At 60.8% G+C, this 25515-nt stretch carries 23 protein-coding genes and 1 tRNA gene; 6 read left to right on the top strand and 18 right to left on the bottom strand.

Going from position 1 to position 25515, the window contains the following annotated elements:
- On the top strand, window positions 1-351 hold a 351-nt coding region (locus VFU66_RS02595; protein ID WP_326444672.1), incomplete at its 5' end, for an ABC transporter permease.
- Between the two features lie 70 nt (window positions 352-421).
- Here the strand turns inward: VFU66_RS02595 and VFU66_RS02590 are convergent.
- The 3 genes from VFU66_RS02590 to VFU66_RS02580 all read right to left on the bottom strand — a co-directional run bounded on the left by VFU66_RS02590 (window position 422) and on the right by VFU66_RS02580 (window position 4019).
- Window positions 422-1393, bottom strand: coding sequence for a CsgG/HfaB family protein (locus tag VFU66_RS02590; protein WP_326444671.1), 972 nt, complete (start codon window positions 1391-1393; stop codon window positions 422-424).
- A gap of 26 nt (window positions 1394-1419) precedes the next feature.
- A complete protein-coding gene (locus tag VFU66_RS02585; protein WP_326444670.1) occupies window positions 1420-3120 on the bottom strand; it encodes a serine/threonine-protein kinase in 1701 nt (566 codons plus the stop codon).
- Between the two features lie 194 nt (window positions 3121-3314).
- The gene (locus tag VFU66_RS02580) at window positions 3315-4019 is read right to left on the bottom strand and encodes a YkgJ family cysteine cluster protein (protein WP_326444669.1); all 705 of its coding nucleotides are present in this window, start codon (window positions 4017-4019) and stop codon (window positions 3315-3317) included.
- 207 nt (window positions 4020-4226) lie between these two features.
- On the opposite strand from VFU66_RS02580, the gene VFU66_RS02575 reads away from it, so the two are divergent.
- Window positions 4227-4994: a Stp1/IreP family PP2C-type Ser/Thr phosphatase gene (locus tag VFU66_RS02575; RefSeq protein WP_326444668.1), complete on the top strand. Its 768-nt coding sequence runs from the start codon at window positions 4227-4229 to the stop codon at window positions 4992-4994.
- Between the two features lie 2 nt (window positions 4995-4996).
- Here the strand turns inward: VFU66_RS02575 and VFU66_RS02570 are convergent, their stop codons facing one another.
- The 9 genes from VFU66_RS02570 to VFU66_RS02530 form a co-directional block, all read right to left on the bottom strand.
- Window positions 4997-6469, bottom strand: a complete 1473-nt coding sequence (locus tag VFU66_RS02570) for a CoA-acylating methylmalonate-semialdehyde dehydrogenase (protein ID WP_326444667.1) — start codon at window positions 6467-6469, stop codon at window positions 4997-4999.
- Window positions 6466-7920 carry an NCS1 family nucleobase:cation symporter-1 gene (locus VFU66_RS02565; RefSeq protein WP_326444666.1) on the bottom strand — a complete coding sequence of 485 codons (1455 nt, stop codon included), beginning with the start codon at window positions 7918-7920 and terminating at the stop codon, window positions 6466-6468. The genes VFU66_RS02570 and VFU66_RS02565 overlap by 4 nt, the downstream gene beginning before the upstream one ends.
- Window positions 7921-7943: 23 nt before the next feature.
- Window positions 7944-9347: a dihydropyrimidinase gene (gene hydA, locus VFU66_RS02560; protein ID WP_326444665.1), complete on the bottom strand. Its 1404-nt coding sequence runs from the start codon at window positions 9345-9347 to the stop codon at window positions 7944-7946.
- Window positions 9348-10760, bottom strand: coding sequence for an NAD-dependent dihydropyrimidine dehydrogenase subunit PreA (gene preA / locus VFU66_RS02555; protein ID WP_326444664.1), 1413 nt, complete (start codon window positions 10758-10760; stop codon window positions 9348-9350).
- The gene (locus VFU66_RS02550; protein ID WP_326444663.1) at window positions 10753-12081 is read right to left on the bottom strand and encodes an NAD(P)-dependent oxidoreductase; all 1329 of its coding nucleotides are present in this window, start codon (window positions 12079-12081) and stop codon (window positions 10753-10755) included. The genes preA and VFU66_RS02550 overlap by 8 nt, the downstream gene beginning before the upstream one ends.
- Window positions 12082-12101: 20 nt before the next feature.
- Window positions 12102-12971: a nitrilase-related carbon-nitrogen hydrolase gene (locus VFU66_RS02545; RefSeq protein ID WP_326444662.1), complete on the bottom strand. Its 870-nt coding sequence runs from the start codon at window positions 12969-12971 to the stop codon at window positions 12102-12104.
- A gap of 120 nt (window positions 12972-13091) precedes the next feature.
- Window positions 13092-13167, bottom strand: a tRNA-Lys gene (locus tag VFU66_RS02540).
- Window positions 13168-13285: 118 nt separating this feature from the next.
- A complete protein-coding gene (locus VFU66_RS02535; RefSeq protein ID WP_326444661.1) occupies window positions 13286-14140 on the bottom strand; it encodes a menaquinone biosynthesis family protein in 855 nt (284 codons plus the stop codon).
- Window positions 14141-14177: 37 nt separating this feature from the next.
- Window positions 14178-14894: a biotin transporter BioY gene (locus VFU66_RS02530; protein WP_326444660.1), complete on the bottom strand. Its 717-nt coding sequence runs from the start codon at window positions 14892-14894 to the stop codon at window positions 14178-14180.
- 143 nt (window positions 14895-15037) lie between these two features.
- Here VFU66_RS02530 and VFU66_RS02525 point away from each other — a divergent pair, with 143 nt between their 5' ends.
- Window positions 15038-15409, top strand: a complete 372-nt coding sequence (locus VFU66_RS02525) for an FtsB family cell division protein (protein WP_326444659.1) — start codon at window positions 15038-15040, stop codon at window positions 15407-15409.
- Window positions 15410-16023: 614 nt separating this feature from the next.
- Here the strand turns inward: VFU66_RS02525 and VFU66_RS02520 are convergent.
- The gene (locus tag VFU66_RS02520; protein ID WP_326444658.1) at window positions 16024-17919 is read right to left on the bottom strand and encodes an alpha-L-arabinofuranosidase family protein; all 1896 of its coding nucleotides are present in this window, start codon (window positions 17917-17919) and stop codon (window positions 16024-16026) included.
- A 356-nt stretch (window positions 17920-18275) separates the two neighbouring features.
- On the opposite strand from VFU66_RS02520, the gene VFU66_RS02515 reads away from it, so the two are divergent.
- Window positions 18276-19139, top strand: coding sequence for an SCO family protein (locus VFU66_RS02515; RefSeq protein ID WP_326444657.1), 864 nt, complete (start codon window positions 18276-18278; stop codon window positions 19137-19139).
- A 474-nt stretch (window positions 19140-19613) separates the two neighbouring features.
- On the opposite strand, the gene VFU66_RS02510 is transcribed toward VFU66_RS02515, so the two are convergent.
- Window positions 19614-20867 (bottom strand): FAD-dependent oxidoreductase, encoded by a 1254-nt coding sequence (locus VFU66_RS02510; RefSeq protein ID WP_326444656.1) that lies wholly within the window; start codon window positions 20865-20867, stop codon window positions 19614-19616.
- Window positions 20868-21108: 241 nt separating this feature from the next.
- On the bottom strand, window positions 21109-21237 hold the full coding sequence (locus VFU66_RS02505) for a hypothetical protein (RefSeq protein WP_326444655.1): 129 nt from the start codon (window positions 21235-21237) through the stop codon (window positions 21109-21111).
- Window positions 21238-21283: 46 nt separating this feature from the next.
- Between VFU66_RS02505 and mtgA the strand changes: the two genes are divergently transcribed.
- A complete protein-coding gene (gene mtgA / locus VFU66_RS02500) occupies window positions 21284-21925 on the top strand; it encodes a monofunctional biosynthetic peptidoglycan transglycosylase (RefSeq protein ID WP_326444654.1) in 642 nt (213 codons plus the stop codon).
- A gap of 108 nt (window positions 21926-22033) precedes the next feature.
- Here the strand turns inward: mtgA and VFU66_RS02495 are convergent, their stop codons facing one another.
- Window positions 22034-22777 (bottom strand): HAD family hydrolase, encoded by a 744-nt coding sequence (locus VFU66_RS02495; RefSeq protein WP_326444653.1) that lies wholly within the window; start codon window positions 22775-22777, stop codon window positions 22034-22036.
- 57 nt (window positions 22778-22834) lie between these two features.
- Between VFU66_RS02495 and VFU66_RS02490 the strand changes: the two genes are divergently transcribed.
- On the top strand, window positions 22835-23509 hold the full coding sequence (locus tag VFU66_RS02490) for a carbonic anhydrase (protein WP_326444652.1): 675 nt from the start codon (window positions 22835-22837) through the stop codon (window positions 23507-23509).
- 130 nt (window positions 23510-23639) lie between these two features.
- Here VFU66_RS02490 and VFU66_RS02485 read toward each other — a convergent pair whose 3' ends face one another.
- Complete coding sequence (locus VFU66_RS02485) at window positions 23640-24491, bottom strand: DUF4097 family beta strand repeat-containing protein (RefSeq protein ID WP_326444651.1); 852 nt, start codon at window positions 24489-24491, stop codon at window positions 23640-23642.
- A gap of 33 nt (window positions 24492-24524) precedes the next feature.
- Window positions 24525-25515 (bottom strand): efflux RND transporter periplasmic adaptor subunit (locus VFU66_RS02480; RefSeq protein WP_326444650.1); only part of this gene is annotated, 991 nt, incomplete at its 5' end.

Here is a 25515-nt window from a genome sequence, read left to right as displayed (position 1 = left end):
ATGCTGGTGAGCGTGCAGCAGCGAACGAAGGAGATTGGGGTCGAAAAGGCTCTGGGCGCGCGGAAGCGCCATATACTGCTTCAGTTTCTATCCGAAGCCATGGTGATTACAGGTGTAGGTGGAGCGGGCGGAATCGCGTTGGCCTATGGAGTGGCGAAATCGATCGGGAGCATCAAGTTTTACAGTGCGCTTGCCGCCAATGCGGAGAAGGCGGACATCCACCTGTTGATCTCGCCGCACAGCGTGGTCATTGCCACAGGGATACTGGTCGTGGTGGGTCTGGTGAGCGGGATGATTCCAGCGATACAGGCTGCCAATCTGGATCCGATTGAGGCACTTCGCTACGAATGAGCAAGCATCTGAATCAAGGGCGCGGCTTCAGTCGCGCCCTTTGCGATGTCAGGATTCATTCCGAGCTCCGCTATGGCGTCTTGACCGTGTCACCGACCTTGATGGTTCCCGAGCCTGAGAACGTACCAACAGCGGAACCGGAGTCTACGCTGGTAATGGTGAGCTGACCGAGTTTGGTTTCGATCGAGCGCAGCGGCTTGCCCGTTGCGGGGTCTTTGATGACGCGGGTGACGCGGGTGACGTCCAGCTTGTCGCCGACATGCACGCCAGCCGAGGAGCCGACGTTGATGATGATGTCGCTGCTGGAGGCATCGGCGACAAGTCCGCTCACGGGAACAGCGGCCGGAGCTGCAGCGACGCCCAGCTTCGGAGCGTCAGCTTCAAGGCCGCCTGCCAGTTGCGTGACAGCCTGCTTCACGGCTTCACCAAGGATGGTCTGGCCGAAGTTTGAGCTGCCCATGTCGAGATGTCCTGCTCCAGAGGACCAGCCGGAGCCGCCACCGCCGAGCAGGTTCGTCCCGGAGCGGGCCGACTCGCCAGTGCCGCTGACCGAGGCGAGAATCTCGCCGGTGTTGACATCGACCATGCGCGCCGTGACCGCGACGACCGCTTTGGATTTGTGCAGGCCGACGCCGCCGAGGCCGTATTTGCCTAACGTGCTGCCCATACCGCCAACGTTCGTGTTGTGATCGTCGCGGCCGAACTGCGTGATGTCTCCGACGATGATGGTATCGACGCCGAGGAGTTTGCCAATCTTCGCGGCGGAGTTCGGGTCGGCGCGGTTGCTGTTGGAGAAGTTCTGCTCGGCCATGATCTTATCGAGAGCTTGGCGCTCAATGACGCGGTAGGTGCCGTCGTTGACCAGCCGATCGATCAGCAGATCGACGATGCCTTTGCCCACGTCCTGGTCGGAGCCGAAGATGGCCGCGACGCTTGACTGCACGGTACCGTAGTTGAAATCCATGACTGCGACACGATGCTTCTGTCCGAAGAGTGGTGCAGCGAGAAACAGGATGAGAAGAAAGGTAATTGCGCGACGCATGGCAGTGACTCCTGTGTAAGATTCGTTCATTTGCCCAAAAACTTTTCGAGTACTTCGAGCTGTGCTTCGGCTTTGTCCATGTTGCTTCCCGCCGAGGCTAGTCTGGAGGATTGCATGTCACGATTGGCGGCCCGCAGGTACGAGCGCATCAGATTGTCGGCGGTGGCCATATCATTGCGCAGTCCGAGCCCCTGCGCGGCCTGCTGGCTGCGAATCTGCGAGAGCGATTCGTCCACGGTGCTGGCTCGAGCGCTAAGCCGGGTCATGCGCTCTTGAAGCTGATCCATCTCCTCCTGCGGTGGTCCCGCTTGAGGCTGGGCAACGGCCTGGGTTACTGCTTCGTTTTGCGGAGCGGCAGATGCGAGCCCAGACTTCATGGAAGCCACCGCTTTGTGAATGGCGCGTATGTCCGACGGTGCGTGAGAGGCTCCTGCAACCACAGCAGACGATGTCGCAGGTGGCGGCGTGTTTGTGGATGATGCGCTGGCAGCGGGCAAAGTCGTCTGCGAAGTTGCGGCGGGTGGCGTTGACGGCTGGTTAGCCTGCGCGCCCGAGTCGGTTGGAGAAGTAGCAGGCGGAGTGGCTGCGTTCTGCTTCGGCGTTGCGCTTGGCCCCGATGATGCAGCAGGCTGGTTTGCGGAGGCCGCAGAGTTGGCAGCCTCGGAGGCGTGCGTCTTCAACATGCGGGGTACCGTGATGGCAACTGCGACGATGGCAATGACGGCACCCAGCGCACCGGTGGCGATCCAGAGCGGCTTGCTGCTGTGCGAAGACTTTGGCAGCGGCTGCTGCGGCTCCACGCTGGCGAAGGGCTGCTGCTGCGCGGAGACGCTCTGGTATGAGGATTCAGCCTGGGCCGCGACCGGCGCTGCCACGGCTGCTGCCGCGGCGTTTGCTTCAACAGGAGACTCGGTGCGAAAAGCCTTGAGCGCATTGCGGAAGGCGTCGGCGTTCTGGAAGCGGCCTGCGGGGTCTTTGGCGAGCGCGGTCAGGATGATGGCGTTCAACTGCGGCGGCAGCGAGGGATTGATCTCGATGGGCGGGCGCGGCGCGTCGTTCAACTGCTGATTGAGCACGCCGTAAGTGGAGTCGCCCTCGAAGGGGCGGCGACCCGCAAGCAACTCGTAGAGCACAATGCCGACGGAGTAGAGGTCGGAGCGCGCATCGACGTTTGAGCCGCGCACCTGCTCGGGCGACATGTAGTAGAACGAGCCGACAGTGGTGCCGGGACGTGTGAGGTTGATGTCGACGTTCGATTTGGCGATACCGAAGTCCATGAGCTTGACGACGCCGTGCGGTGTGAGCATCAGGTTGGCCGGTTTGATGTCGCGGTGGATGACGCCGCGCGCGTGCGCATAACTGAGCGCCGAGAGCGCCTGCGAGACATAGCCGGTGACATCGGCCACGGACAGGGGGCCTTGTTTGGCGCGCTGCTCTAGCGTGTAGCCTTCGACGTACTCCATCACCATGATGAGCTGGTTGTCGGACTGAAACGCCGTGTGGAGCAGGGCGATGTTGGGATGATCGAAGGCAGCGAGGGTGCGGATCTCGGAGATGAAGCGAACGGCGAGGTCACGCTCGGCGGAGAGGTCGGGCAGGAGGACCTTCATCGCCTCGATGCGGTCGGAGATGATATTGCGGGCGCGGTAGACGTGTCCCATGCCGCCCCTGCCGAGCAGCTCAAGAATTTCATAGTCGCCAACGCGCTGACCGATTTCAAATGCCATGATGGCCTCCCGTACACGACAAAGCCTCCGGTACCCACGCTTCCGGATGACTGCCCAGCCTGGCCCATTGCTAAATCCTCGATTGCCGGGAGTTGTTTCGTGGTCTGACCCGCGTTTCAGGTCGCCCACCACGATGCAATCGATGACGGGGAGAGGATAGCAGGAGCGAGAGCAAAATGCTATCGCAATCCTCTTCAGGCCTTCGGGTTCGGCGTTGCGGCGGACCCCGTTGCCAGATGTTCCAGAAATTTACGGAAAACCTCCGGGCCGGTGCCAGAGAAGGACGCGCCCGGGTCTGCTCCGCTTTTCATCCAGGCGAAGAGAAAGACGAGCGGAATCCAACCGCGACGATCACGCTCAAGCTCCGCGCCCATGCGGAACAGGGCACGCGAGAGTTTGATGGGAAGCTGCACTCCTGCCACGTCATTGATGGCGGGGTCTTTGCATAACTCAGGCGGCGAGGTGACGAGATACTCGCGGCAACTGAGCGGGCGGATCGGATGGATGCTGCACGACTCATCCACCAGAAATGGGCAGGGAATGCCGAGATGGAAGTAGTCGATTGCCATGTGCTTGGCAGTTTCGTTGTCGGCGAACCAATCCTCTTCGACGAGGCGCTGGATGATGCCGGTGTCGCGGAGTTTGAGGAGCGTCTGGTGAAAGCGGGCTTCGAGCGTGTGTTGTTGTTCTTCCGGTAACGAGCGAACCCAGTCACAGAGCGCCTGCGCCTCGAAGATGCTGACCGGCACCATCTGGCGGCAGCAGGCTCCGCATCCTGCTCGGCAGGAGATAGGATGACCCGTAGTTTCGGCCTGACGGACGACTCCGTTAAGGATTGCGCCCTCAAAGTTTTGGAGCACAGGCAACAGAGCGGTGATGTTCGTCTCACCGGCGGGCACAGACGCTTTTGCCCTGATCTGACCTTCGCCGACCCTGAGGGTAAATTCAACGTCAACGACTTGCGATGATAGTTCTGCCATAGGAGGGACCGCAACTATGCTACTTGAAAAAGTACCTCCTGACGGAGCATTTGGTGCGGCGGGTGAGCTAACATCGAAAGGCGGCACGGCAGGCGCGATCTAAGACGGAAGCGAGAAATCTCCCGGATGGATGCTCACAAGGGACTTGCACTGGAAGTTGCGGCACTCTCGGATGTCGGCTGCAAACGGTCGAACAACGAGGACAGCTTTGGCTATGATCAGGCCAGTGAAATCTACGTTGTCTGTGATGGCATGGGCGGCGCTTCCGGAGGAGAGATTGCCAGCGCGGCGGCCGTGGCTGAGGTGATCCGGTCGTTCAGTGAAAGTCCGGGCGACGGCGCAACCGCTGAAGAGCGGCTGTACGACGCGATTGTGAACGCCAATGCGCGCGTGCTGGAACTGGCGCAGGCCGATGCGCGGCTCCAGGGCATGGGAACGACTCTGGTGACGGCGTGCTTCGACGCTCGGCGGATTGTGATTGCCAACGTGGGCGACAGCCGGGCATACTTTCTGCGTCATGGCGCTTGCCACCAGATTACGTTTGACCACTCGTTTCTAGCCGAGCAGGTGCGCAATGGGACGATGACGGAAGAGGCAGCAAAGGCTTCGCCACTGCAATCGCTGATTACGCGCGCGGTGGGGACGGGCGAATCTATCTCGCCGGACTTGTTTGACGCCGAGCTTGAGCCCGGCGACATGGTGTTGCTGACGACCGACGGGCTGACCCGGTATGCGGACGCTCCCGAGATAGCGCAAGTAGTGGGCAATGCAGCCGACCTGCAGGAGGTGTGCGCGCGGTTGATCGATGTAGCCAAGCAGGCAGGCGCTGTGGACAACGTGACCTGCCTGCTGCTGCGCGCTGTAGAGGTGGCCGGCAATACCGCTGCTGCCTAATATCAGAACCAGCGAGACATCAGGACCTTCTGCTCCGTGTAAAACCAAACCGCATCTTTGCCATGAGCGTGGATGTCACCGAAGAAGGAATTCTTCCATCCCGCAAAGGGGAAGAAAGCCATGGGAGCAGAGACAGCCATGTTGACACCGACCATGCCCACCTCAATCCGTGACTGATACTCACGCGCCGACTTGCCGCTCTGCGTATAGATGGTCGTCGTGTTGCCGAAATCTGATGAGTTCACCAGGTCGATCGCTTCGTCCAGCGAGTTGGCGCGGATGACTGAGAGCACCGGGCCGAAGATCTCTTCGCGCGCGATGGTCATCGTGGGCTTAACATGGTCGAAGATGGTGGGGCCGAGGAACGAGCCTGCGGGGTTGGTGTGCGCGAGGTTGGTGCGTCCGTCGCAGAGCAGGATGGCGCCTTCGGCTTCACCCTTTTCGATATAGCTGATGATTTTTTTACGGTGGTCCGCACCGATGACCGGACCAACGTTCATACCGGGTTCGAGTCCGTCACCGAAGCGGAGCGCGTTGGCCCTTTCAATAAGGAGATTGAGGAGAGGTTCGGCTACGTCGCCGACAGGAACAAGAACGCTTCCTGCGAGGCAACGCTCGCCCGCAGCGCCGAAGGAAGAACTGAGAATGGCATCAACCGTCTTTGGTAGGTCAGCGTCAGGCATGACGACCAGATGATTCTTCGCGCCGCCAAGCGCCTGCACGCGCTTGCCCTGCGCTGCGCCTTCTTTGTACACCAGCTTTGCGATAGGCGATGATCCGACGAACGAGATGGCTTTGATGAGCGGGTGTGCGATGAATGCTTCGACGACTTCGCGGCCTCCGTGAACTAATTGGAAAACTCCTTCGGGAATGCCCGCTTCGATGAAGAGTTCAGCCATGCGCGTCGGAGAGAGTGGCACTTTTTCCGAAGGCTTCAGCAGAAAGGTGTTGCCGGTGGCGATGGCGAAGGGATACATCCAGAGCGGCACCATCGCCGGAAAGTTAAACGGCGTGATACCTGCACAGACGCCGATAGGTTGACGGATGGTACGGCAGTCGATACCGCGCGCGACGTCATTGAGCGAGTCGCCCATCATCAGCGACGGCATTCCACAGGCGACCTCAACCATCTGGATGGCGCGCTTGACCTCGGCGAGCGCATCGGGAAAGACCTTGCCGTTTTCAGTGGTGAGCAGCGTGGCGATCTCGTCGGCGTGTTTTTCGAGAAGGGTCTTAAATCTGTAGAGCGGCTGGACGCGATCGACGACCGGAACTTCGCGCCAGGAGAGAAACGCCTTGTGCGCGGCGCGTGCGGATCGGTCTACGTCGGAGGCAGTTGCATAGTTGAGCATTGCGACAATCTCACCGTTGGCGGGATTGACGATGGAGTGTTGCTCGCCCTTCGGACTAGCCCAACGCGACTCAATAAGAGACTTCACTTCAGAGACTTCGGTTGCTGTGGCAGTGGGGGTCATGCTTCTTCTCCTCCTGTTGCTTCGATGCGTTGCAAGATGGGGCCAGTGGGTTCGGACTCAGGCGCGGCTCTGCTCATTAGGGCAACATAGACGATAGCCGCTGTGCCGAAGCCGACGAACCATGCGTAGTCGTAGAGCCAGCGCAGCGGTGGGACAAGCAGGCCGATGAGAGCAACGAAGACTCCGCAGGCGAGCGCGACGATGGCGCGCGGGTTGATGCCGCGCGTGTATTCGTAGGGTCCGCCGCGATGATAGAGAGAGTACACATCCAGCCGCGTGCGGCGGATGAGAAAGTAGTCCACGACCATGATGCCAGCCACCGGACCGAGCAGACCGGAGTAGCCGACGAGCCACCCAAAAATGTAGTTGCCGAAGCTGGACATGAGCTTCCAGGGCATCATGGCAAGCCCGAGGAATCCGGTGATGAGTCCACCTGTGCGGTAGCTGATTAATCGCGGCGCGAGGTTCGAGAAGTCGTTCGAGGGCGAGACGACATTTGCACCGATGTTGACGTTAAGCGTGGCAACGAGCAACGCGATCATCGCAAGAAACGCCACAAATGGCTGGTGAAAGCGGCCGAGCAGGTCGATAGGGTTCCAGATGGGAGCGCCGAAGAGCACAGTTGAGGCCGAAGTGACGGCGATGCCGATGAAGCAGTAGAGCGTCATGGCTACGGGCAGACCGAACGCCTGGCCGACAATCTGAGACTCCTGCGATTTGGCGTACCGCGTGAAATCGGGAATGTTCAGCGAGAGGGTAGCCCAGTAGCCGACCATTGCGGTGAGCGACGGAAAGAAAAAGTGCAGGAAGCTGCTTGTCGTGTGGAACTGGCTTGGCGCGGAGAGCATAGGACCGAAGCCGCCTGCTTTGCGCAGCATCCAGATGAGCAGAGTGAAGGACATGATCACCATAAACGGCGCGGAGTAGCTTTGCAGAAAACGGATGGACTCGACGCCGCACCAGACGACGACCATGTTCAGCAGCCAGAAGCCGAGGAAGCAAGCCCACAGCACGCTGGGCATGTTAGTCGTCGTGGGCCAGAGGACATGCACCATCGCAGTGATGGCCTGACCACCGATCCACGACTGGATGCCGAACCATCCACAGGCAACGAAGGCGCGAAGTAGTGCGGGCAGGTTTGCGCCGCGCAGGCCGAAGGGCGCCCGCACGAAGACAGGAAAGGGAATGCCGTACTTCGCGCCAGCATGTGCGTTGAGCAGCATGGGGATGAGGACGATGAGGTTGCCGAGCAGAATGGTGCCGAGCGCCTGCTTCCAGTTCATGCCGCCGGCGATGAGCGACGACGCGAGCATGTAGGTGGAAACCTCCATGGACATGCTGAACCAGAGAGCAATGTAGTTGTAGGTGCTCCAGGTGCGCTGCGCGGGCGAGGTAGGAGCAAGGTCCCGGTTGGAGAGTGTTGTGTCGTGCGTCGATTCATGCAAGGACAAGAGATTGACCTCGTTTGTGAACGCTATCGCCAGGCTCCGCCGCGCGCCGCGCGTTTGAGGTAGTTGCCGCGGCCTGCTTTACCGATAAACTTGCCGTGCTCGACGATCAGTTCGCCGCGAGAGAAGACCTGGCGAGCATTGCCTGTGACCTTGAAACCTTCGAACATCGAGTAGTCCACGCGCATGTTGTGCGTGGCTGCGCTGATGGTGTGGTCGGCGTGCGGATCCCAGATGACGATGTCGGCGTCGGAGCCAACTGCGATGGTCCCTTTGCTCGGATACATCCCGAAGATACGCGCAGGCGCGGTGGAGGTGATCTCGACAAAGCGGTTTAGCGTGATTTTCCCGGAGTTGACACCGTGATGATGAATCAACTGTAGGCGGTTTTCGATGCCGGGGCCGCCGTTGGGGATCTTCGTAAAATCGTCAGCGCCGAGTGTCTTCTGGTCCGCGAAGCAGAAGGGGCAGTGGTCGGTCGAGACGACTTGCAGATTGTCGGTCTTCAAGCCATCCCACAACCTCGCTTGATTTTTCTTTTCGCGCAGCGGCGGCGTGAAGACGTACTTCGCGTCCTCAAAGGAGTTGTTGCGCATGTTGTCTTCAAGCGAGAGCAAAAGATACTGCGGGCAGGTCTCTGCGAAGGCGGGAACGCCGCGGTCGCGGGCCTCGCGCACCTGGTTAAGCGCGTCTTCGCTGGAGAGATGCACGATGTAAACGGGTGCGCCTGCGATCTCTGCCATGGCGATCGCGCGCTGCACTGCCTCGGCCTCCGCGATAGTAGGCCGCGTGAGCGCGTGGTAGATGGGCGCGGTCTTGCCTTCGGCCAGCGCCTGTTGCACGATGACGTCGATGACACTGCCGTTCTCAGCGTGCATACAGATGAGTGCGCCGTTCGACGCAGTCTGCTTGAGCGCCTTGAAAATCGTTGCGTCGTCGGCCATCAGGACATTGGGGTACGCCATGAAGAGCTTGAAGCTGGCGACGCCTTCGCGGACCATTTCGTCCATATCGTCCAAGCCGGCTTTGCCGTTGTCGCTGCCGAGATCGGTGACAATCATGTGCAGGCCGTAGTCGATACAGGCTTTGCCTTCTGCCTTCTTCCACCACGTGTCGAGCGCATCGCGCATCTTCGCTCCGCGCGCCTGGATAGCGAAGTCCACGATGGTGGTAGTGCCGCCGATGGCTGCGGCGCGCGTGCCGGTCTCGAAGTCGTCAGCGGACGTGGTGCCGCCGAATGGCATGTCCAGATGCGTGTGCGCGTCGATACCTCCGGGAAGAACGAGCATTTGGGCGGCATCGACCGTGGTGTGCTCTGCGGGTGGAATGCCTGCGCGCACTTCTTTGATTGTGCTGCCTTCGAGCAACACATCGGCGCGGATGGTGGCTTCAGCCGTGACAACGGTTCCGTTCTGAATCAGTATGCCCATTCAGTGGCCTTTCCCTGTCAGTGTTGCGGCGGTGCGCTCTTCCCAGGACTCCGACGGCAGCCCCGTCTTGACTTCGATCATCGTGATGCAATCTTCAACAGGGCAGACAAGCGAGCAGAGATTACAGCCGACGCACTCTGTCTCATCCACGCGCGGAATGCGGGCCAGCGGCGTCGCATATGGCTCTTGCAAGGCCTTGGGTGGGTCGAGCTTTGGGATGGGCGTGACGGCGATGATGGCCTTGCTCATGGCTTCTACTTCAGCAGGCTTGCGGTGTAGCTCCACATGGCCGTCAATGGGTCCACTCACACGGTCGAGATGGATGCACTGGTGCGCACCGTCCCAGCAGGCGGTATAGCAGAGATCGCAGCCGATGCACTTTTGCTCGTCAATATGCGCAACGATCTTGTAGTTCAGGTCGAGATGTTTCCACTCTGTGATTTTGGGTATCGTAAGGCCGCGAAAATCCTCAACGGTGTCGAAGTGCTTTTCAGCCATCCAGTTTTTTAATCCGTCGATCATGTCCTCGACGATGCGATAGCCGTAGTGCATAGCCGCCGTGCAGACTTGTACAGTACCCGCGCCGAGCAGAAAAAACTCCGCCGCATCTCGCCACGTGGCGATGCCGCCGATACCGGAGATGGGCAACGCGGCATCAGGATCGCTCATCACCTGATGTACCATATTGAGCGCAATAGGTTTGACCGCCGGACCGCAGTAGCCGCCGTGCGAGGACTTGCCTCCGACATTTGGCGAAGGAATCAACGTGCCGAGGTCGATGCCGGTGATGGAGTTGATGGTGTTGATCGCCGAGAGCGCGTCTGCACCTCCGCGCTTGACGGCATGAGCTACAGCACGGATGTCTGAGATGTTGGGTGTGAGCTTCACGATGACCGGCGTCTTCGCCTTCTCCTTGACCCATGCAGTAATCATCTCGGCGTACTCCGGCACCTGGCCGACGGCCGATCCCATGCCGCGCTCGCTCATGCCGTGCGGGCAGCCAAAGTTGAGTTCAAGTCCGTCCGCACCTGCGTCTTCGGCCTGCTGCACAATCGTGTGCCATGCCTCGCGCTTCGATTCAACCATCAGCGATGCGACGACTGCGTGCTTCGGGTAACGCTTTTTGACCTCGGTGATTTCGTGGAGATTGTCTTCGAGTGGGCGATCGCTGATGAGTTCAATGTTGTTGAACCCCATCATGCGCTGGCCGCTCCAGTCAATCGATGAATAGCGAGAGGACACGTTCGTTACCTGTGCGCCGATGGTCTTCCACACCGCGCCGCCCCATCCTGCATCGAAGGCGCGCATGACCTGCTCGCCAGAGTTGGTGGGCGGCGCGGAGGCGAGCCAGAACGGGTTCGGCGAGTGGATGCCCGCAAAGTTGACCGAGATATCCGGCTTTGGGTTAGACATGCGTGGCCTCCAATGAACGGGCGATGGCAATGCCCACACGCTTTCCGTCCGCGACAGCATCGACCACTTCGCGGCCGCCGTTCACGCAGTCGCCGCCTGCATAATATTTCGGATTGCTTGTCTGACCCGTTGCGCGGTCTACTGCAACGCGACCGTTTACGAGGCGCACTTCGCTGCATTGGGCAAGTAAATCGAGTAGCGGCGACTGCCCGATGGCCGGAATGACGATGTTGCAATCAATATGGAAGTTCGAGTCTGCGACGGAGTGCAAACTCCCATCGGCGGCAATCTCCATGCGCATACACTCGATGGACGAGAGCGCGTCCTCATTGGCGTGGACAGCGACCGGCTGCGCGAGCCAGTGAAAGGTGACGCCTTCCAGCTTCGCGTGTTCGTACTCGAAGTCGAATGCGGACATATGTCCCAGCGTGCGGCGGTAGAGCAGCGTGACGCTCTTCGCACCGAGTCGCATCGCGGCGTTGGCTGCATCGATTGCCGTGTTGCCCGCGCCGATGACGACGGCCTTGCCGTGAATGCCAGTGGTGCGTCCGGTCTTGTAGTCGGCGATGAACTGCAAGGCGTCGATAACACCTGGATGGTTGCCGCCGGGAATATCAAGCGTGTGCATGACCCCGAGTCCTATGCCAAGAAAGATGACGTCGAACTGGCTTTCGATTTCATCGATCGAAAGCTCACGGCCTATTTCGACGCCGAAGCGGAAGCGCACGCCGAGGTCTTCGATGAGTTTGATCTCGCGCAGGCTGTCGGGTAATGGCAGTTTGTACTCGGCAACTCCGTAGGTGTTCAGGCCGCCGGGCAGCGGATGCTTGTCAAAGACGGTAACTTGATAGCCGCGTTGTCGTAGTTCGGCTGCTGCGGCGAGCGAAGCCGGGCCTGCACCGAGACAGGCGATCTTTTGCGGGCGCTCCTCAGCGTTTTTCCGAGGCAGCACGCCGTCGCTCGCGTAGAAGGCATCCATGGCGAAGCGTTGCAGCCTGCCGATAGCAATGGGCTGCTTGTTGTAGCGATGCATCACGCAGGCACCTTCGCACAGCACCTGTACCGGGCACACGCGTGAGCAGCTTGCGCCGAGCACGTTTGCATCGAGAATACTGAGCGCGGAGCCGCGAAGATTGCCCGTGGCAATCTTCTTGATGAAGCGAGGCACGTCAATGTGCGTTGGACAGGCCGCCGTGCAAGGCGCGTCGAAGCAGTTCAGGCAGCGGTTCGACTCGACCACCGCCGCCTGCGCGGCAAACGGCGGATGCAGGTCTGGAAACCGCTCTACTATCTCTGCGACTTGTGGTGTAATCTTGCGCATCCGCGCATCACCTCTGTGCTTTAGGGTTTGACGAGGTCTTCGTACATGTCGGGCCGGCGATCGCGGTAGAACTGCCACGTCTTGCGCACCTCAGCGATTTTGTCGAGGTCGAGGTCCGTGGTGAGAACTTCATCTTTGTCACGCGACGCCTGCGCGATGATCTGGCCGCGCGGATCGCAGAAGTAGCTCTGACCGTAGAACTCTCCGATGTTCCACGGCGCTTCCGTGCCTACGCGATTGATCGCGCCAACGAAGTAGCCGTTCGCAGCCGCGTGCGCAGGCTGCTCCAGCTTCCAGAGATATTCGCTCAGTCCGGCGACGGTGGCGGATGGATTGAAAACAATCTCCGCGCCGTTCAGGCCCAGCGCCCGCGCTCCTTCGGGGAAGTGGCGGTCGTAGCAGATGTAGACGCCGATCTTGCAGAAGCCGAGATCGAAGACAGGGAAGCCGAGGTTGCCGGGACGAAAATAGAACTTCTCCCAGAAGCCGGGGGCGACATGCGGGATGTGCGTCTTGCGATACTTGCCGAGATAGCGGCCCTCGTTGTCGATGATGGCGGCGGTGTTGTAGTAGACGCCTTCCGTTTCGACCTCGTAGATGGGCATGATGATGGCGATGTGCAGCTCTTTGGCGAGCGACTGCATGAGTCGTGTGGTGGGGCCGTTGGGGATTTGCTCGGTGGTGTCGTACCAGCGGATAGTCTGCTCGGCGCAGAAGTAGGGGCCGTAGAAGATCTCCTGCAGGCAGACGATCTGTGCGCCTGCAGCGGCAGCCTGGCGGATGAGCGGGACGTGTTTGTCGATCATGGCCTGCTTGATCTCAGCTAGCGACTTGCCTTCGTGCGGAATACTTGTTGTCTGGATGAGAGAACAGCGGACGATGCGTGACATTGCGATGCAGCTCCTTCGGCAACCTGCGTGTAGGAAAGGCTGTAGGCTAGTCCTTTCTACAGTTATGTTCAAGTATCTGATTCTAAGCTGGAGAGATACGATTTTGAAGGTCGGAAGAAGTGGTGGACGCGGTAGGGATCGAACCTACGACCAGTCGATTAAGAGTCGAATGCTCTACCAGCTGAGCTACGCGTCCAGTTGTTGCAGAGCGGCGGTGAGCGGTGACACGCCTTGTTGCTGGCCTGTTCGCATTCCGCCGACTGGTTAAGAATAACACAGCTTGCGGGCGGGCGATGCGCCGCAAGCTGCATTCTTCAGCCTACAAAATCCACATTCGCGCGGAAGGGGATGATGCCGCGCTCGTGGCCCATTTCGAGCAGCTTCTTGATGGCCTCGCGGCCGTCTTCGCCGTAATTGAGCGTGCGCTCGTTGACGTACATGCCGACAAAACGGTTGGCCATGGTGGGGTCCAGGTCTCGGGCAAATTGCATGGCGTATTCGAGCGCCGACTCGCGGTTGTCCAGTGCGTGTTGGATGCTGTCGCGCAGCGCGTTGGTCGTGGCGAGCATGGTCTCGTCGCCGAGCGAGCGGCGGATGGCATTGCCGCCGAGCGGCAGCGGCAGGCCGGTCTGCTCGCGCCACCACTGGCCGAGGTCCAGCAGCTTGACGAGGCCGTCGTTCGCGTAGGTAAGTTGGCCTTCGTGGATGATAAGGCCAGCCTCGTATTCGCCCGCGACAACGGCAGGGATGATTTTATCGAAGGGAACAACAGCGGTTTCGATCTCAGGCGCGAAGAGCTTCAGCGTGAGGTACGCGGTGGTTAGCGTGCCGGGGACAGCGATGCGTGTCTTCTTCACCTGGTCGAGCGTGAGCTTGCGCGGCGCGACAATCATGGGCCCGTAGCCCTCGCCCACACTGCCGCCGCAGGCCATCAGGGTGTATTTGTCCTGAAGGTAGGGGTAAGCGTGAAAGGAGATGGCGGTGACGTCGTAGAATGCCTCGTCGATGGCGCGGCGATTGAGCGTCTCGATGTCGGTCAGCGTGTGGGTGAACTTGTACCCGGGGACGCGAACCTTGTTGGTGGCGAGACCGTAGAACATGAAGGCGTCATCGGAGTCGGGACTGTGGGCGATGGTGATTTCTTTGATTGCGGCGCTGGCGACGGTCATAAAAGTGTTCCTTGGCAGAGTGAAAGTGTAGTCGGGTTTAGGAGCGTTTTGCTCTCTGGAACGCACTGTAGATGCCTGAGGCGGCGGCGATTTTGACGGCCTCGCCCGGCAGAAACGGGACGATGGCGAGCGTCCAGACGGCGATGGCGGTAAGGTGGCCGAGATAGGCCATCCAGCCGGCGCCGAGGGCGAAGATGATGACAGTTGCGGCGAGTCCTGCAACGGCTGCGCGGGTGAAGCGGCTCATCTGAGGCAGCGAGCGGACGGCCCAGCCTGCCACCGCCGCAGCCAGCGGATAGGAGAACAGGTAGCCGCCGGTCGGGCCGACGAGTTGGGCGATTCCGCCGGGGCCGTGTGGGCTGAAGACAGGCATCCCGGCCGCTCCTTCGAGCAGATACAGGGCCAGGGCGGAGAAGCCCACGACCGGGCCGAGCGCCAGGCCAACGAGGATGACTGCGAAGGTCTGGAGCGTTAGCGGGACCGGCGTGAAGGGCAGGGGGAAGGAGATGTGCGCGCAGGCGGCCACGAAGACGGTGGCGGCGACGGCGAGTGTGGCCTTGCCGGGAAGGGACTGGGTGAACGACTCTGTCCGCTGGGCCAGGCTGGTTTGGGAGAGCGTGGAGTGCATGGTGCGGGGTCCTTTCTCGTGCGTGGCGCTGGGGCTGATGTCCGCCTGGATGTGCCGGACGATTCCGGCGGCTGCGTAAACCAGAGCACAGAAGCAGGCGGCGGAGATGAGGAAGAGGAAATGCATGGGCCTCCAGCAGAATATCAAGGTGCGGCGGATTGTGCAGGCGAGGCGGTTTTCCTGAGGATTGTTGCTGCTGCTGATGCGTGCGCGCGGGAACTCGGATTTCCACTTGACGCTGGTGCGCCGGAAATTTGTACTGAAACTGGATGACCAGTTCTTCTCAACCTCGCGCGAATGCGACGCTCCGCCTTTCGGCGGTGACGCGGTGGCGCGAGCGGGTGGGCTGGCGTAAGACCGCGACCTTTGCCGGGGGACTGCTTGCACTGGCGGTGGGCTTCCACGTCATCTTCGGACAGAACGGATTGACGGCGTATCAGCAGAAGCGTCAGGAGGCGCATCGGCTCCAGATGCAGATGCACGATCTCCAGCAGGAGAATGAGCAGTTGAAGGCGCATGTGAACCGGCTCAAAACCGATCCGGATGCGATCGAGCATCAGGCTCGTCAGGAGCTGCACTACACGCGGCCGGGCGAGGTCATCTACACCATGCCTGCCGCTCCGGCGGCTCCTGCGAAGTAGGTACTACCCTCCCCCTATCTCATATCTAAAATACCTTAAACAAAGGGGTTAGGTAGGGGGTATCTCTGAGTATCGGCGCACGTTGCGTGCCATTCTATAAGTCCACGAAGATTTCCTCAGGGGCTAAGGAAGCTCTGATTAAGTATCGGAGGGCCACGGAATGAATCTGCGCAGAAAAGAAATGCGGGGATTCTTCCCATTCGACTTCGCTCAGGGCAGGCTACTGCGCTCAGAATGACGGATCAAAAATTGGAGACTTAATCAGAGGTTCCCTAAAGAGGGTGATGAAAAAGTGTCTCGCCGGGAAGAAAGCGTACCTCAGCGGCTAAAGCCGCGTTGATTTTGCAGCGTTAGCGGCACGTCTGAAGCCGTGCCCTTAAGCAAAACTGACTTTTTCAGCACCCTCTGAAGCCACGCCCCCTTCAAAACGAAGACGCTCCTTAAGTGGAAAAGCCCGGCGGGGATTCGCCGGGCTCTTTATTTCAGTCTCTATATCTATTATGACGGGTTTCGGAAACTCGACCGCCAGATTTTTGGAGAAATTTGAAAAAAGCGGATTCCTTCCCCTTCGACTTCGCTCAGGGTACGGAATGGAAATGCAAACGAGGTTGAGGCTACTCCACGGTCAGGTCGAGGACCTGGATGGCGTAGCGTGGGACGGTGTGGGTGAAGGTGGCGGCTGCGTTGGTGATGGCAGTCGTTACGGGCGTGACGCGGGTGGGGTCGGTGATGGAGTTAGTCTCCTGCGTGGACTTGCCTGCGAGGGTGACGACGGTGGCTTTGGGCTGAACGTGTTTGGCTCCATCGAGCTTGATCGTGACAGCCTGCGCGGCGGAGGATGCGTTGACCAGCTTGATGATGACGTGGTGGCGCTTCGAGTCGTAGGTGACGGACTGGAAGAGGCGCGGGTTGGAGGCGTCGAGTTTGGCGTTGAGGATTTCGTCGCCGAGGTGCTCGGCGAACATGGACTGCGCGTAGTAGCTGGGCGAGCCGTAGCTGTGGAGCGCGTCGTAGCCGATGAGGTCGCTGGACCACTGCATTCCGCCGGGGTTGACGTTGACGAAGAGCGGAGCGTAGCTGGCCATGACGATGAGGTCGCTGTTGCGCTCCATGCCGGTCATCCACGCCGCATCGCCCAGGGCAGCACCGAAGTTGGTGGTGGGGCCACCTTCGCGCGTGGCCCACTCGCCGACGAAGATCTTCGGGCCGTTGCGGTCGATGGCGTCGTAGTGATGTACGTCCTCGAAGAACTGCTGGGCGGAGCGGTAGAAGTGGTCGTCAACCACGTCGGGCTTGACGCTCTTGACGGGCATGGTGGCGATGAGTTGAAGCTGCGGATACTGCGCCTTGATGGCCTTTGAGAACTGCGCGTAGCGGCCTTCGTAGCTGCCGGAGCGGTCGAACCAGTCCTCGTTGCCGATCTCGACGTAGGAGAGGTGGAACGGGGCGGGATGGCCGTCTTTGGCGCGTTCGGCTCCCCACCTGGAGCTGGTGGGGCCGGTGACGTATTCGATCTCGTCGAGCGCGTCCTGGACATAGGGCTCAAGATCGGCGCCGGGGTTGACGTGTTCGCCGCGCAGCGAGTAGCCGGCGTAGACGGCGAGCAGCGGCTGCATGTGCAGGTCTTCGCACCACTCGAGGAATTCGAGCAGGCCCATGCCATCGGTCGAGCGATAGCGCCAGGGGCTCATGTGCGTGGGACGGTCCACGAGCGGGCCGATGGTCTTCTTCCAGTCGAAGCGTTCGGCGATGGTGTCGCCTTCAAGATAGTTGCCGCCGGGGAAGCGGAGGAACGCCGGATGCATGGCGGCGAGCTTTTCCATGATGTCGATGCGGTTGCCGTTGGGCGTGTTCCTGTAGGTAGGCGGGAAGAGCGAGACGAGTGAGAACCAGGCCGTGCCGGGGTGCGCGACGGTGATCTCGAAGTGGTTGGTGGAGGACGCGGCGATGGCTCCGGTCTTGAGTGTGAAGCTGTACTGCTTCCAGTCAGAGGTCAGCGCGGCGACGGTGGCGGTGGCCTCGGCTGCGCCGGTGTTGTCGTTGACGAGGCGGATGGTGACGGGGCCGAGGTTGCCGTCGGATTTGGCGTAGAAGGAGCTGTGGTAGACGGTGTTGGCGCGGAGCGGGATGCCCCAGTAGCCGTCGTTGAGGAACCCGGCGGAGGAGTGCGCGTCGGCTTCGGTGACGGTGAGCTTGAGGCTGTGGGCGAGGGCTTCGCTGGGACCGGTGGTCTTGTCGGGGGTGATGGTGGCGCGTGCATCGCCGTTCTGGACGAGGGTCCAGTGGGCGAGGCCGGGATAGCGGTTGTTCTCGAAGGTGCGGTTGTTGAGCAACTCGGCGTAGAGGCCGCCGTCGTAGGAGTAGTTGATCTCCTCGGTCATGAGGCCGTAGAGGCTGGGGCTGACGTGGGCCTTGGGTGTGGAGGTGTCGATGGTGAGGGTGGCGGTCTGGGCGATGAGGGCCGCGGGCATTGCTGCAAGGAGCAGAGTAGCGAGAGAGGAGAGGCGCATGAGTCTGGGGTCCTTCGTTCGGGATAACGTTTTCTTCGGAAGATTTTTCAGTGCGCAACCATAGTAGCCGATGTGGGCGATGTTTGGGGAGTACAGTGATTCCCACCCTTCGCAAAAACGGGTAGTGGTGCAGTTTGAGAACGATACCTCAGGGGCTAAAGAGGATGATGAAAAAGTGTCTCGCCGGGAAGAAAGCGTACCTCAGCGGCTAAAGCCGCGTTGATTTTGCAGCGTTAGCGGCACGGCTGAAGCCGTGCCCTTAAGCAAAACAAACTCCACTACTGCCCAAAATGCTAAAGATGGAGCAGCCGGCGATGGAGGCGTACCATGAATGGAGAGTCTGGTTGGAGGATGGTTTGGGGCTGAGAGTGCGGTTGGCTTTAGTTGCGGCAATGCTTGGGGTGGTTGCGGGTGGGATGGCTTTTGCGCAGGGGCTGGGTGGGAAGCCGTTAGGGGCAACGGCTCAGGAGATGCCCGCGTACCTGAAGGGGGCGGGAATTGTGGAGCGGCTGAATCAGCCGCTGCCTCTGAGCGCGCAGTTTGTGGATGAGGCGGGAAAGCCGGTGGCACTGGGGGATTATTTTCACCAGCGGCCGGTGGCGCTGGCGCTGGTTTATTTCCACTGCGGGATGCTGTGTCCGCAGGTGCTGCATGGGATGGCGGTGGGGTTGAAGGGCGCTGACTTTACGGTGGGCAAGGACTACGACGTTGTCGTTGCGAGCATTGACCCGATGGACAAGCCTGACGATGCGGCCAAGGCAAAGGCGGAGTTTCTTCAGACGCTGGGGCAGAGTGGGCCGACGGCTGAGGCGGGTGTGCATTTCCTGACTGGCGAGCAGGCGGCGATTACGGCGCTGAGCGAGGCGACGGGGTTTCACTATGTGAGGACTCCGGGGCCGGATGGGAAGATGGATCAGTTCGCGCATTCGAGTGTGGTGATGTTTGCTACGCCTGAGGGGAAGATGTCGGAGTATCTGGCGGGGATTGAGTATCCGGCGCGGGATGTGCGGCTGGCGCTGGTGGACGCTTCGCATAACAAGATTGCTACGCTGAAGGACCTGGTGCTGATCTATTGCTGCAACTATGTGCCGTCGGCGGGGAAGTATACGGTGGCCGTGCTGCGGATTCTGGGGTTTGCGGCGATGGTGACGCTGCTCGGGATTGGGCTGATGTTCTATTTCCTGACGCGGCGGCGCAGGATGCCGGGCGCGGCGGCTTAGGGAGGCTGCGGAAAAAGTCCATCCGGCAGCATGTGCGGAACGGCCCGGGGCTCAAGAGGGTGCTGAAAAAGTGTCTCGCCGGGAAGAAAGCGTACCTCAGCGGCTAAAGCCGCGCTGATTTTGCGGTACTTGCGGCACGGCTGAAGCTGTGCCCTTAAGCAAAACGGACTTTTTCAGCACCCTCTAAAGCCCCTTGATTTTGCTGTGATTTTCGCAGGGCTAAAGCCCTGCGCTCCCACCGAAAAGCACAAAGCGTGCATTTTCCGCAGCCTGTTGGAGTCTCTTAACATTGGACTCAGCTTCGTACTGGCTGGGCATGTTCTGTGTCGTTCGTGTGGTCAATGGAAAGCCCGGCAGGTCTTTGCCGGGCTGTTTATTTCAGCTCCAATATCGATGGAATGTTTGAACACTCAGCCGCCAATGCGAATGGATTTATTCTGCTGCGTGCAGAATGGCATGCAAATTTGCAGGTGCTTAGGTTCTCAATGTGTCAACACGCTTTGGAGTCGCTGGTTGGGTCTTGATGTGTTGGGGTTGCAGGCCGAGGCCGATGAAGCGGGCGGTGAGGTGCTGGAAGCCCGGGATGCGGGTGAGGATGCGTAGTGTGAGCGGCATTGTGACCGGGCCGGGGTTGTTCAAGACGCGGTTGAGGATGCGGTGGGCAAAGACCTGGAAGGCCTGGGTGCGGCGGACGGCCTTTTCGCGGTAGTGCTGGACCTGTTGCAGGTGGTGCGGGGTGAGGGCATTGGAGTGGAGGGCTTCGGTGAGGATGTTGGCGGCGGCGACTGCGTCCTGCAAGGCGATGTTGATGCCGATGCCGCCGACGGGCGACATGGCGTGCGCGGCGTCGCCGATGCAGAGCAGGCCGGGTGAGGACCACCGCTCCAGATGATTGACCTGCACGGTGAGGAGCTTGACCTTGTCCCATGAGTCGATCTCGGCGACGCGGTCGGCGAGGAAGGGAACGATGCGGGTGATGCTTTGCTGGAAGGCCTCGATGCCCTGCTGCTGAATCTGCGCGAAGCTGCCTTTGGCGATGATGTAGGCGAGCTGGAAGTAGTCGATGCGGTTGATGAGGACGATGAGACGTCCGTAGTTCACGTAGCCGAGGCCGCTTTCGGCGTCGGATGGTTTGCGCGAGAGGCGGAGCCAGAGGACGTCGATGGGTACGCCCTGGTCGATGACGTTGAGATGGGCTGCGTCGCGCGAGATGGCGTGGCGGCCGTCGCAGCCTACGGTAAGGGTGGCGGGAATCTCGACGGGGCCTTCGGGTGTGTTGGCGAGGACGCCGGTGGTGACGCCGTTTTGCTGGATGAGGCCGGTGGCCTCGCAGCCCATGCGCAGGGTGAAGGTGGGGAAGTGTGCGGCTTCGGCGGCGAGAAAGTTGAGGAAGTCCCACTGCGGCATGAGCGCGACGAATTTGGCGTGGGTGGGCAGGTGGGTGAAGTCGGCGAGGGTGGCGGTGCGGTGGCCGATGGTGACGGTGGTGTGATCGATGCGCGAGTGGCGGATGGCGAGGAGCTTGTCGAGCAGGCCAAGCTCATACATGAGTTCGAGCGTGGAGGGGTGGATGGTGTCGCCGCGGAAGTCGCGGAAGAAGTCGGTGTGTTTTTCGAGGACGGTGACGTGGATGCCGCTGCGGGCGAGCAGGAAGCCGAGCATGATGCCGGCGGGGCCTCCGCCGATGATGCAGCAGGTGGTTGGAGGGGGTGTGGTGGGCTCAGCCATGACGCGGCAAGGGTAACAAGGGGAGTGGGGCGGGTCAAAGGAGGTGGTTGAAGGATTCCACCTGATGGAGGCTCTGATTAAGTATCGGAGGGCCATGGGAGGAATCGGCGCAGAAAAGGGATGCGGGGATTCTTCCCATTCGACTTCGCTCAGGGCAGGCTGCTGCGCTCAGAATGACGGGCCAACCATGCGCTCAGAATGACGGTCGAAAATGCGTTCAGAATGACGGTCTAACATGCGCTCAGAATGACGGGTTGAACATGCGTTCAGAATGACGGTCGAACATCGGAGACTTAATCAGCGGCTCCTTCGCGACGATGAGGTTGTCGCGGAGGTGGGGTGCCCGGCTATGATTTGGAACGATGGGCATGCGCTCCTGGCTGCGGGAATGGAAGAGATGGCTGCGAGTTTTTGTAATGTGGTTTGCCGCCGGGGTGGCGCTGCTTTGGCTGCTTGCCGCGTCGATGCTGGTGGAGGCCAGGTGGATCGATCCTCCGACGACCGCAGTGCGTGTGGAGCGGCGGGTGCAGGCGTGGATGCAGGGGAAGCCGTATCGTGAACGCTATGCGTTTGTGCCGTTTGGTCAGATTTCGCCGAACCTGCAACATGCGGTGATTGCGGCTGAGGATGCGCGGTTTTATCAGCATCACGGGTTTGACTGGCAGGCGATGGAGATCGCGGCCGAGGGCGATCTGAATGGCAAGCGTCTGAGGGGTGGGTCTACGCTGACGCAGCAACTGGTGAAGAATCTGTTCTTCGGGACGGAGCGCTCGATTGTGCGTAAGGGGGCAGAGGCTTCGCTGGTGCCGGTGGCTGAGCTTGTACTGGGCAAGCAGAGGATTCTGGAGTTGTACCTGAACGAGGTGGAGTTTGGGCCGGGTATCTATGGGGTTGAAGCGGCTTGCCGTTCGTATTATGGGACCTCGGCACGCAGCATCGACCGGGGACAGGCGGCGCGGCTGGCTGCGGTGTTGCCTGATCCGCGAAGGCGACGGCCGCAGGCGATGAACCGGTACAGCGGAATTATTTTGAGGCGGATGGGGCAGATGGGGTGGTGATGGTCAGTGTGAAATACGGGAGTCTCTCCGCTGCGCAGCGCGATACGACTGCGCTGCTTCGGTCGAGATGACGTACGTTGATCGTCGTGTGTCGTCGGCGGACCCACCTTAGCGACGATGAGGCAGTCGCGAAGGTGGGGCACCCGGGGTTGTTGCAATGTTGAGGGTTTGGAGCCAGTCGGTGGGGGACTGGGCGAGATGGTCGGGTGGGACGGTGATGAGCGATTGCGGGGCCAGGCCGAAGGCGCAGCCGATGGAGCGCGCGCCGGTGTTGCGGGCGGTGAGGACATCGACGTGCGAGTCGCCGATCATGACGGTTTCGGCGGGGGTGATTGTTTTTCCGGTCAGGGCGCTCGCTTCGGCGATGAGGGTGAGGAGGCCATGCGGGTCGGGCTTTTTGGTATGGAAACTGTTGCCGCCGTAGTTCTGGAAGAAGAAGGGGCTGAGGCCGAGGTGGTCGCAGATGGCGCGCGAGGGGTTGACGGGCTTGTTGGTGAGGACGGCCATGGGGAGTGCGGGATGGGCGGCGCGGATGGCTTCGAGTGAGTCGATGACACCGGGGTAGACGTAGGTGAAGTCGAGTTTGTGAGCGCGGTAGTAGTCGAGGAAGAAGGCGATGGCCTGGGCTACGAATTCTTCATCGTGACGGTCGCCTTCGGGGTCGCCGAGGGCGCGGCGGACGAGCATGGAGACGCCGTCGCCAATGTAGGTGGCGATGACGGCGTCGGGGAGTGCGGGTTTGTGGAAGTGGGCGAGGGTGGCGTTGACAGAGTTGCAGAGGTCCTGGCGTGAGTCGATGAGGGTGCCGTCGAGGTCGAAGACGAGAAGGCCGTGGGGCGAAGCTGAAGGCATTGATTAAGGATAACGGACGCGGGGTGTAAGCTCGTTGTCAGCTTTCGAGGAGGTTGTATGAGCGAGTTGACTGGTGTGGAGTGGACGCGGCGTCAGTTTGTAACGGCTCTGGCTGCAGCAGGTTTAACGGGAAGCACGATGGTGGCGGGCAGAGCAGTTGCGCAGACGCCGCTGGATCCGGATGAGGCGGTGCGGGAGTTGATGGCCGGCAACGGGAGATTTGTTGCGGGCAAGTTGTCGTCGTTCGACCACGATCTCGAGATCTTGAAGGCGGGGACGGTGGAGAAGCAGGAGCCGTTTGCCGCAGTGCTGTCGTGCGCGGATTCGCGGGTGCCGGTGGAGCTGGTGTTTGACCAGAGCATCGGGCACTTGTTTGTGGCGCGCGTGGCGGGAAATATGGTGACGCCGGAGATGATCGGAAGTCTTGAATATGGCGTGGCGGTGCTGGGTGTGAAGGCGATCCTGGTGCTGGGCCATGCGAAGTGCGGAGCGGTGAGCGCGGCGATGAAAGGGCAGGAGGTCCCGGGGCAGATCAGCGTGTTGTATCAGCACATGATGCCCGCTATCGGCAACGAGCACGATGTGACTGCTGCCGTGAAGGCGAATGCACGGTTTCAGGCGCAGCTGCTGGGCGAGAGCTCGACCGTCGTTGCCAAGGCTGTGAAGGACGGAGCCCTGAAGGTTGTGGCGGGATACTACGACCTGGCGAGCGGACGGGTGATGCTGGTTTAGAAACTGCCTGGAAATCCTGCCGCAGGGCGGGCGGGAGACGAGATGTGAATGATTTTTCGCGCAACCCACCCTGGCGACGATGAAGCCGTCGCGAAGGTGGGGCACCCGGATGGATTGCTTGAGGGCGGCGCTATTTGATGCGGATGTCGCCTGAACCGGTGCTGATGCTGATGGTGGGGCCGCCGCCGTTGACTGGGCCGGTGACGTGATGGCGGTTGAGGCTGCCCTGCATGAGGATGGGTTGCGCGAGGTCGATGTTGCCGGAGCCGGCGCTGGCGTCGAGGTTGAAGTGCGAGTGACCGACGGCGAGGTTGACGGAGCCGCTGCCGGTGGAGAGCTTCCATTGCGAGGTGGGCTGGCCCTGGATGGTGATGTCGCCTGAGCCCGTGCGCGAGATGAGGCCGCCGGAGATGCCGCTGAGCTGGATGTTGCCGGAGCCGGTTTCGGCTTTGACGTCGCCGGGTGCGGATTGCCGGAAGTCGATGTTTCCGGAGCCGGTGCCGAGTGTGGCTGCGCCCTGAACGCCGCTGGCATGGATATTGCCGGAGCCGCTGCTGGCCTTGAGACTGGAGCCTGCGTCTTCGACGGTGATGTCGCCGGAGCCGGTGGAGGGAGCGAGCGCGGAGGCTCGGGGCACGGTGACGTCGTAGTCGATGGAGATGTTGCGGTAGAGTTCGTTCGAGCCGTGATGCTCGCCGATGGTGATGTCGTTGCCGTTTTGCACGATGGGCGGGTTGGCGACGATCTGCTGGATGCGCGAGTCCACGTCGCCGCTGAACAAGCCGTGGTTGGCATGGAGGTGCGCGATGACGTGGACCTGATTGCCGCTGCCGGCGTGGAGGTGGATGTTGCCGGAGCCGGTGGAGACAGAGACGTTGGGCGTGCTGCCGGTTGAGAGGGTGCGGTCGAAGGTGGAGTCTGCTGAGGCGGTGGCGACGGCGAAACTGAGCGCGGCGGCGAGAGCGACGACTTGAAGTTTCATGCGGTTCTCCTCAATGCGATGATTTGGCCCGGGCTATTGCTGGAGGATGACGGTGTCTCCGGGGTTGATGCCGGAGAGGACCTCGGTTTTGGTGCCGTTGGAGATGCCGGCCTTGATGGCAACGACCTTGTAGCCCTTCTTCTGCGACGAGTCGGGTACCTGGACGGAGGCGTTGCGGTCTTTGTCGTAGAGGACGGCCTGCTCGGGGACGGTGATGGCGTTCTTGTGCTCGTCGAGGATGATCTCGGCGTTGGCGGTCATCTGGGCTTTGAGCTCGCCGCCGGGGTTGTCGATGGAGACGCGGACCTCGAAGGTGGTGACGTTGTCTTTTTCGACGCCGAGCGGAGAGATCTTGGTGACTTTGCCGTAGAAGGTCTTGTCCTTGAAGGACTCGACCTTGATGCGGGCGGGCTGGCCGAGATAGACCTTGGCGATGTCGGACTCGTCCACTTTGCCATCGACGTAGACCTGGCTGGTGTCGCCGATGGTCATGATCTGCGTGGCGGTGGAGCCCATGACGAGGATGGAGCTGACGGCGTCGCCGAGTTCGACGTCACGGGAGAGGACGACGCCATCCATGGGTGAGGTGATGGTGGTGTAGCTGAGCTGCTCCTCAAGCTGCGAGAGCGAGGCCTGGGCCTGCTGTACCTGGGCTTGGGCCTGATGGAGGCGGGAGGTATCAACGGAGATCTGAGCGACGGCTTTGTCGCGGGTGTTGGCCGCGGCGAGATACTTCTGCTCGGCGTCGTCGAGAGACTGTTTCGAGACGACGCCGTCTTTGGACATCTGAAGCGCGCGCTCGTAGGTGTTCTTGAACATGGGCAGGTCGGGCGCTTCGGCGTTGACCTTGTCGTATTTAATGGCGGCCTGGGCGGCGCGGGCGTTGGACTCGGCTGCGGCGAGCTGGGCGCGCTGCGCGGAGACCTGGGCGAGAATCTCAGCCTGGTCGAGCTGCGCAAGTACCTGTCCCTGCTTGACGCGGGCGTTGATGTCTACATTGAGTTTGGTGACGATGCCTGAGGCT

The organism is Edaphobacter sp. (assembly GCF_035763405.1).
Classification (GTDB): Bacteria; Acidobacteriota; Terriglobia; order Terriglobales; family Acidobacteriaceae; genus Edaphobacter.
This window is presented reverse-complemented; position numbering and strand designations above follow the sequence as displayed.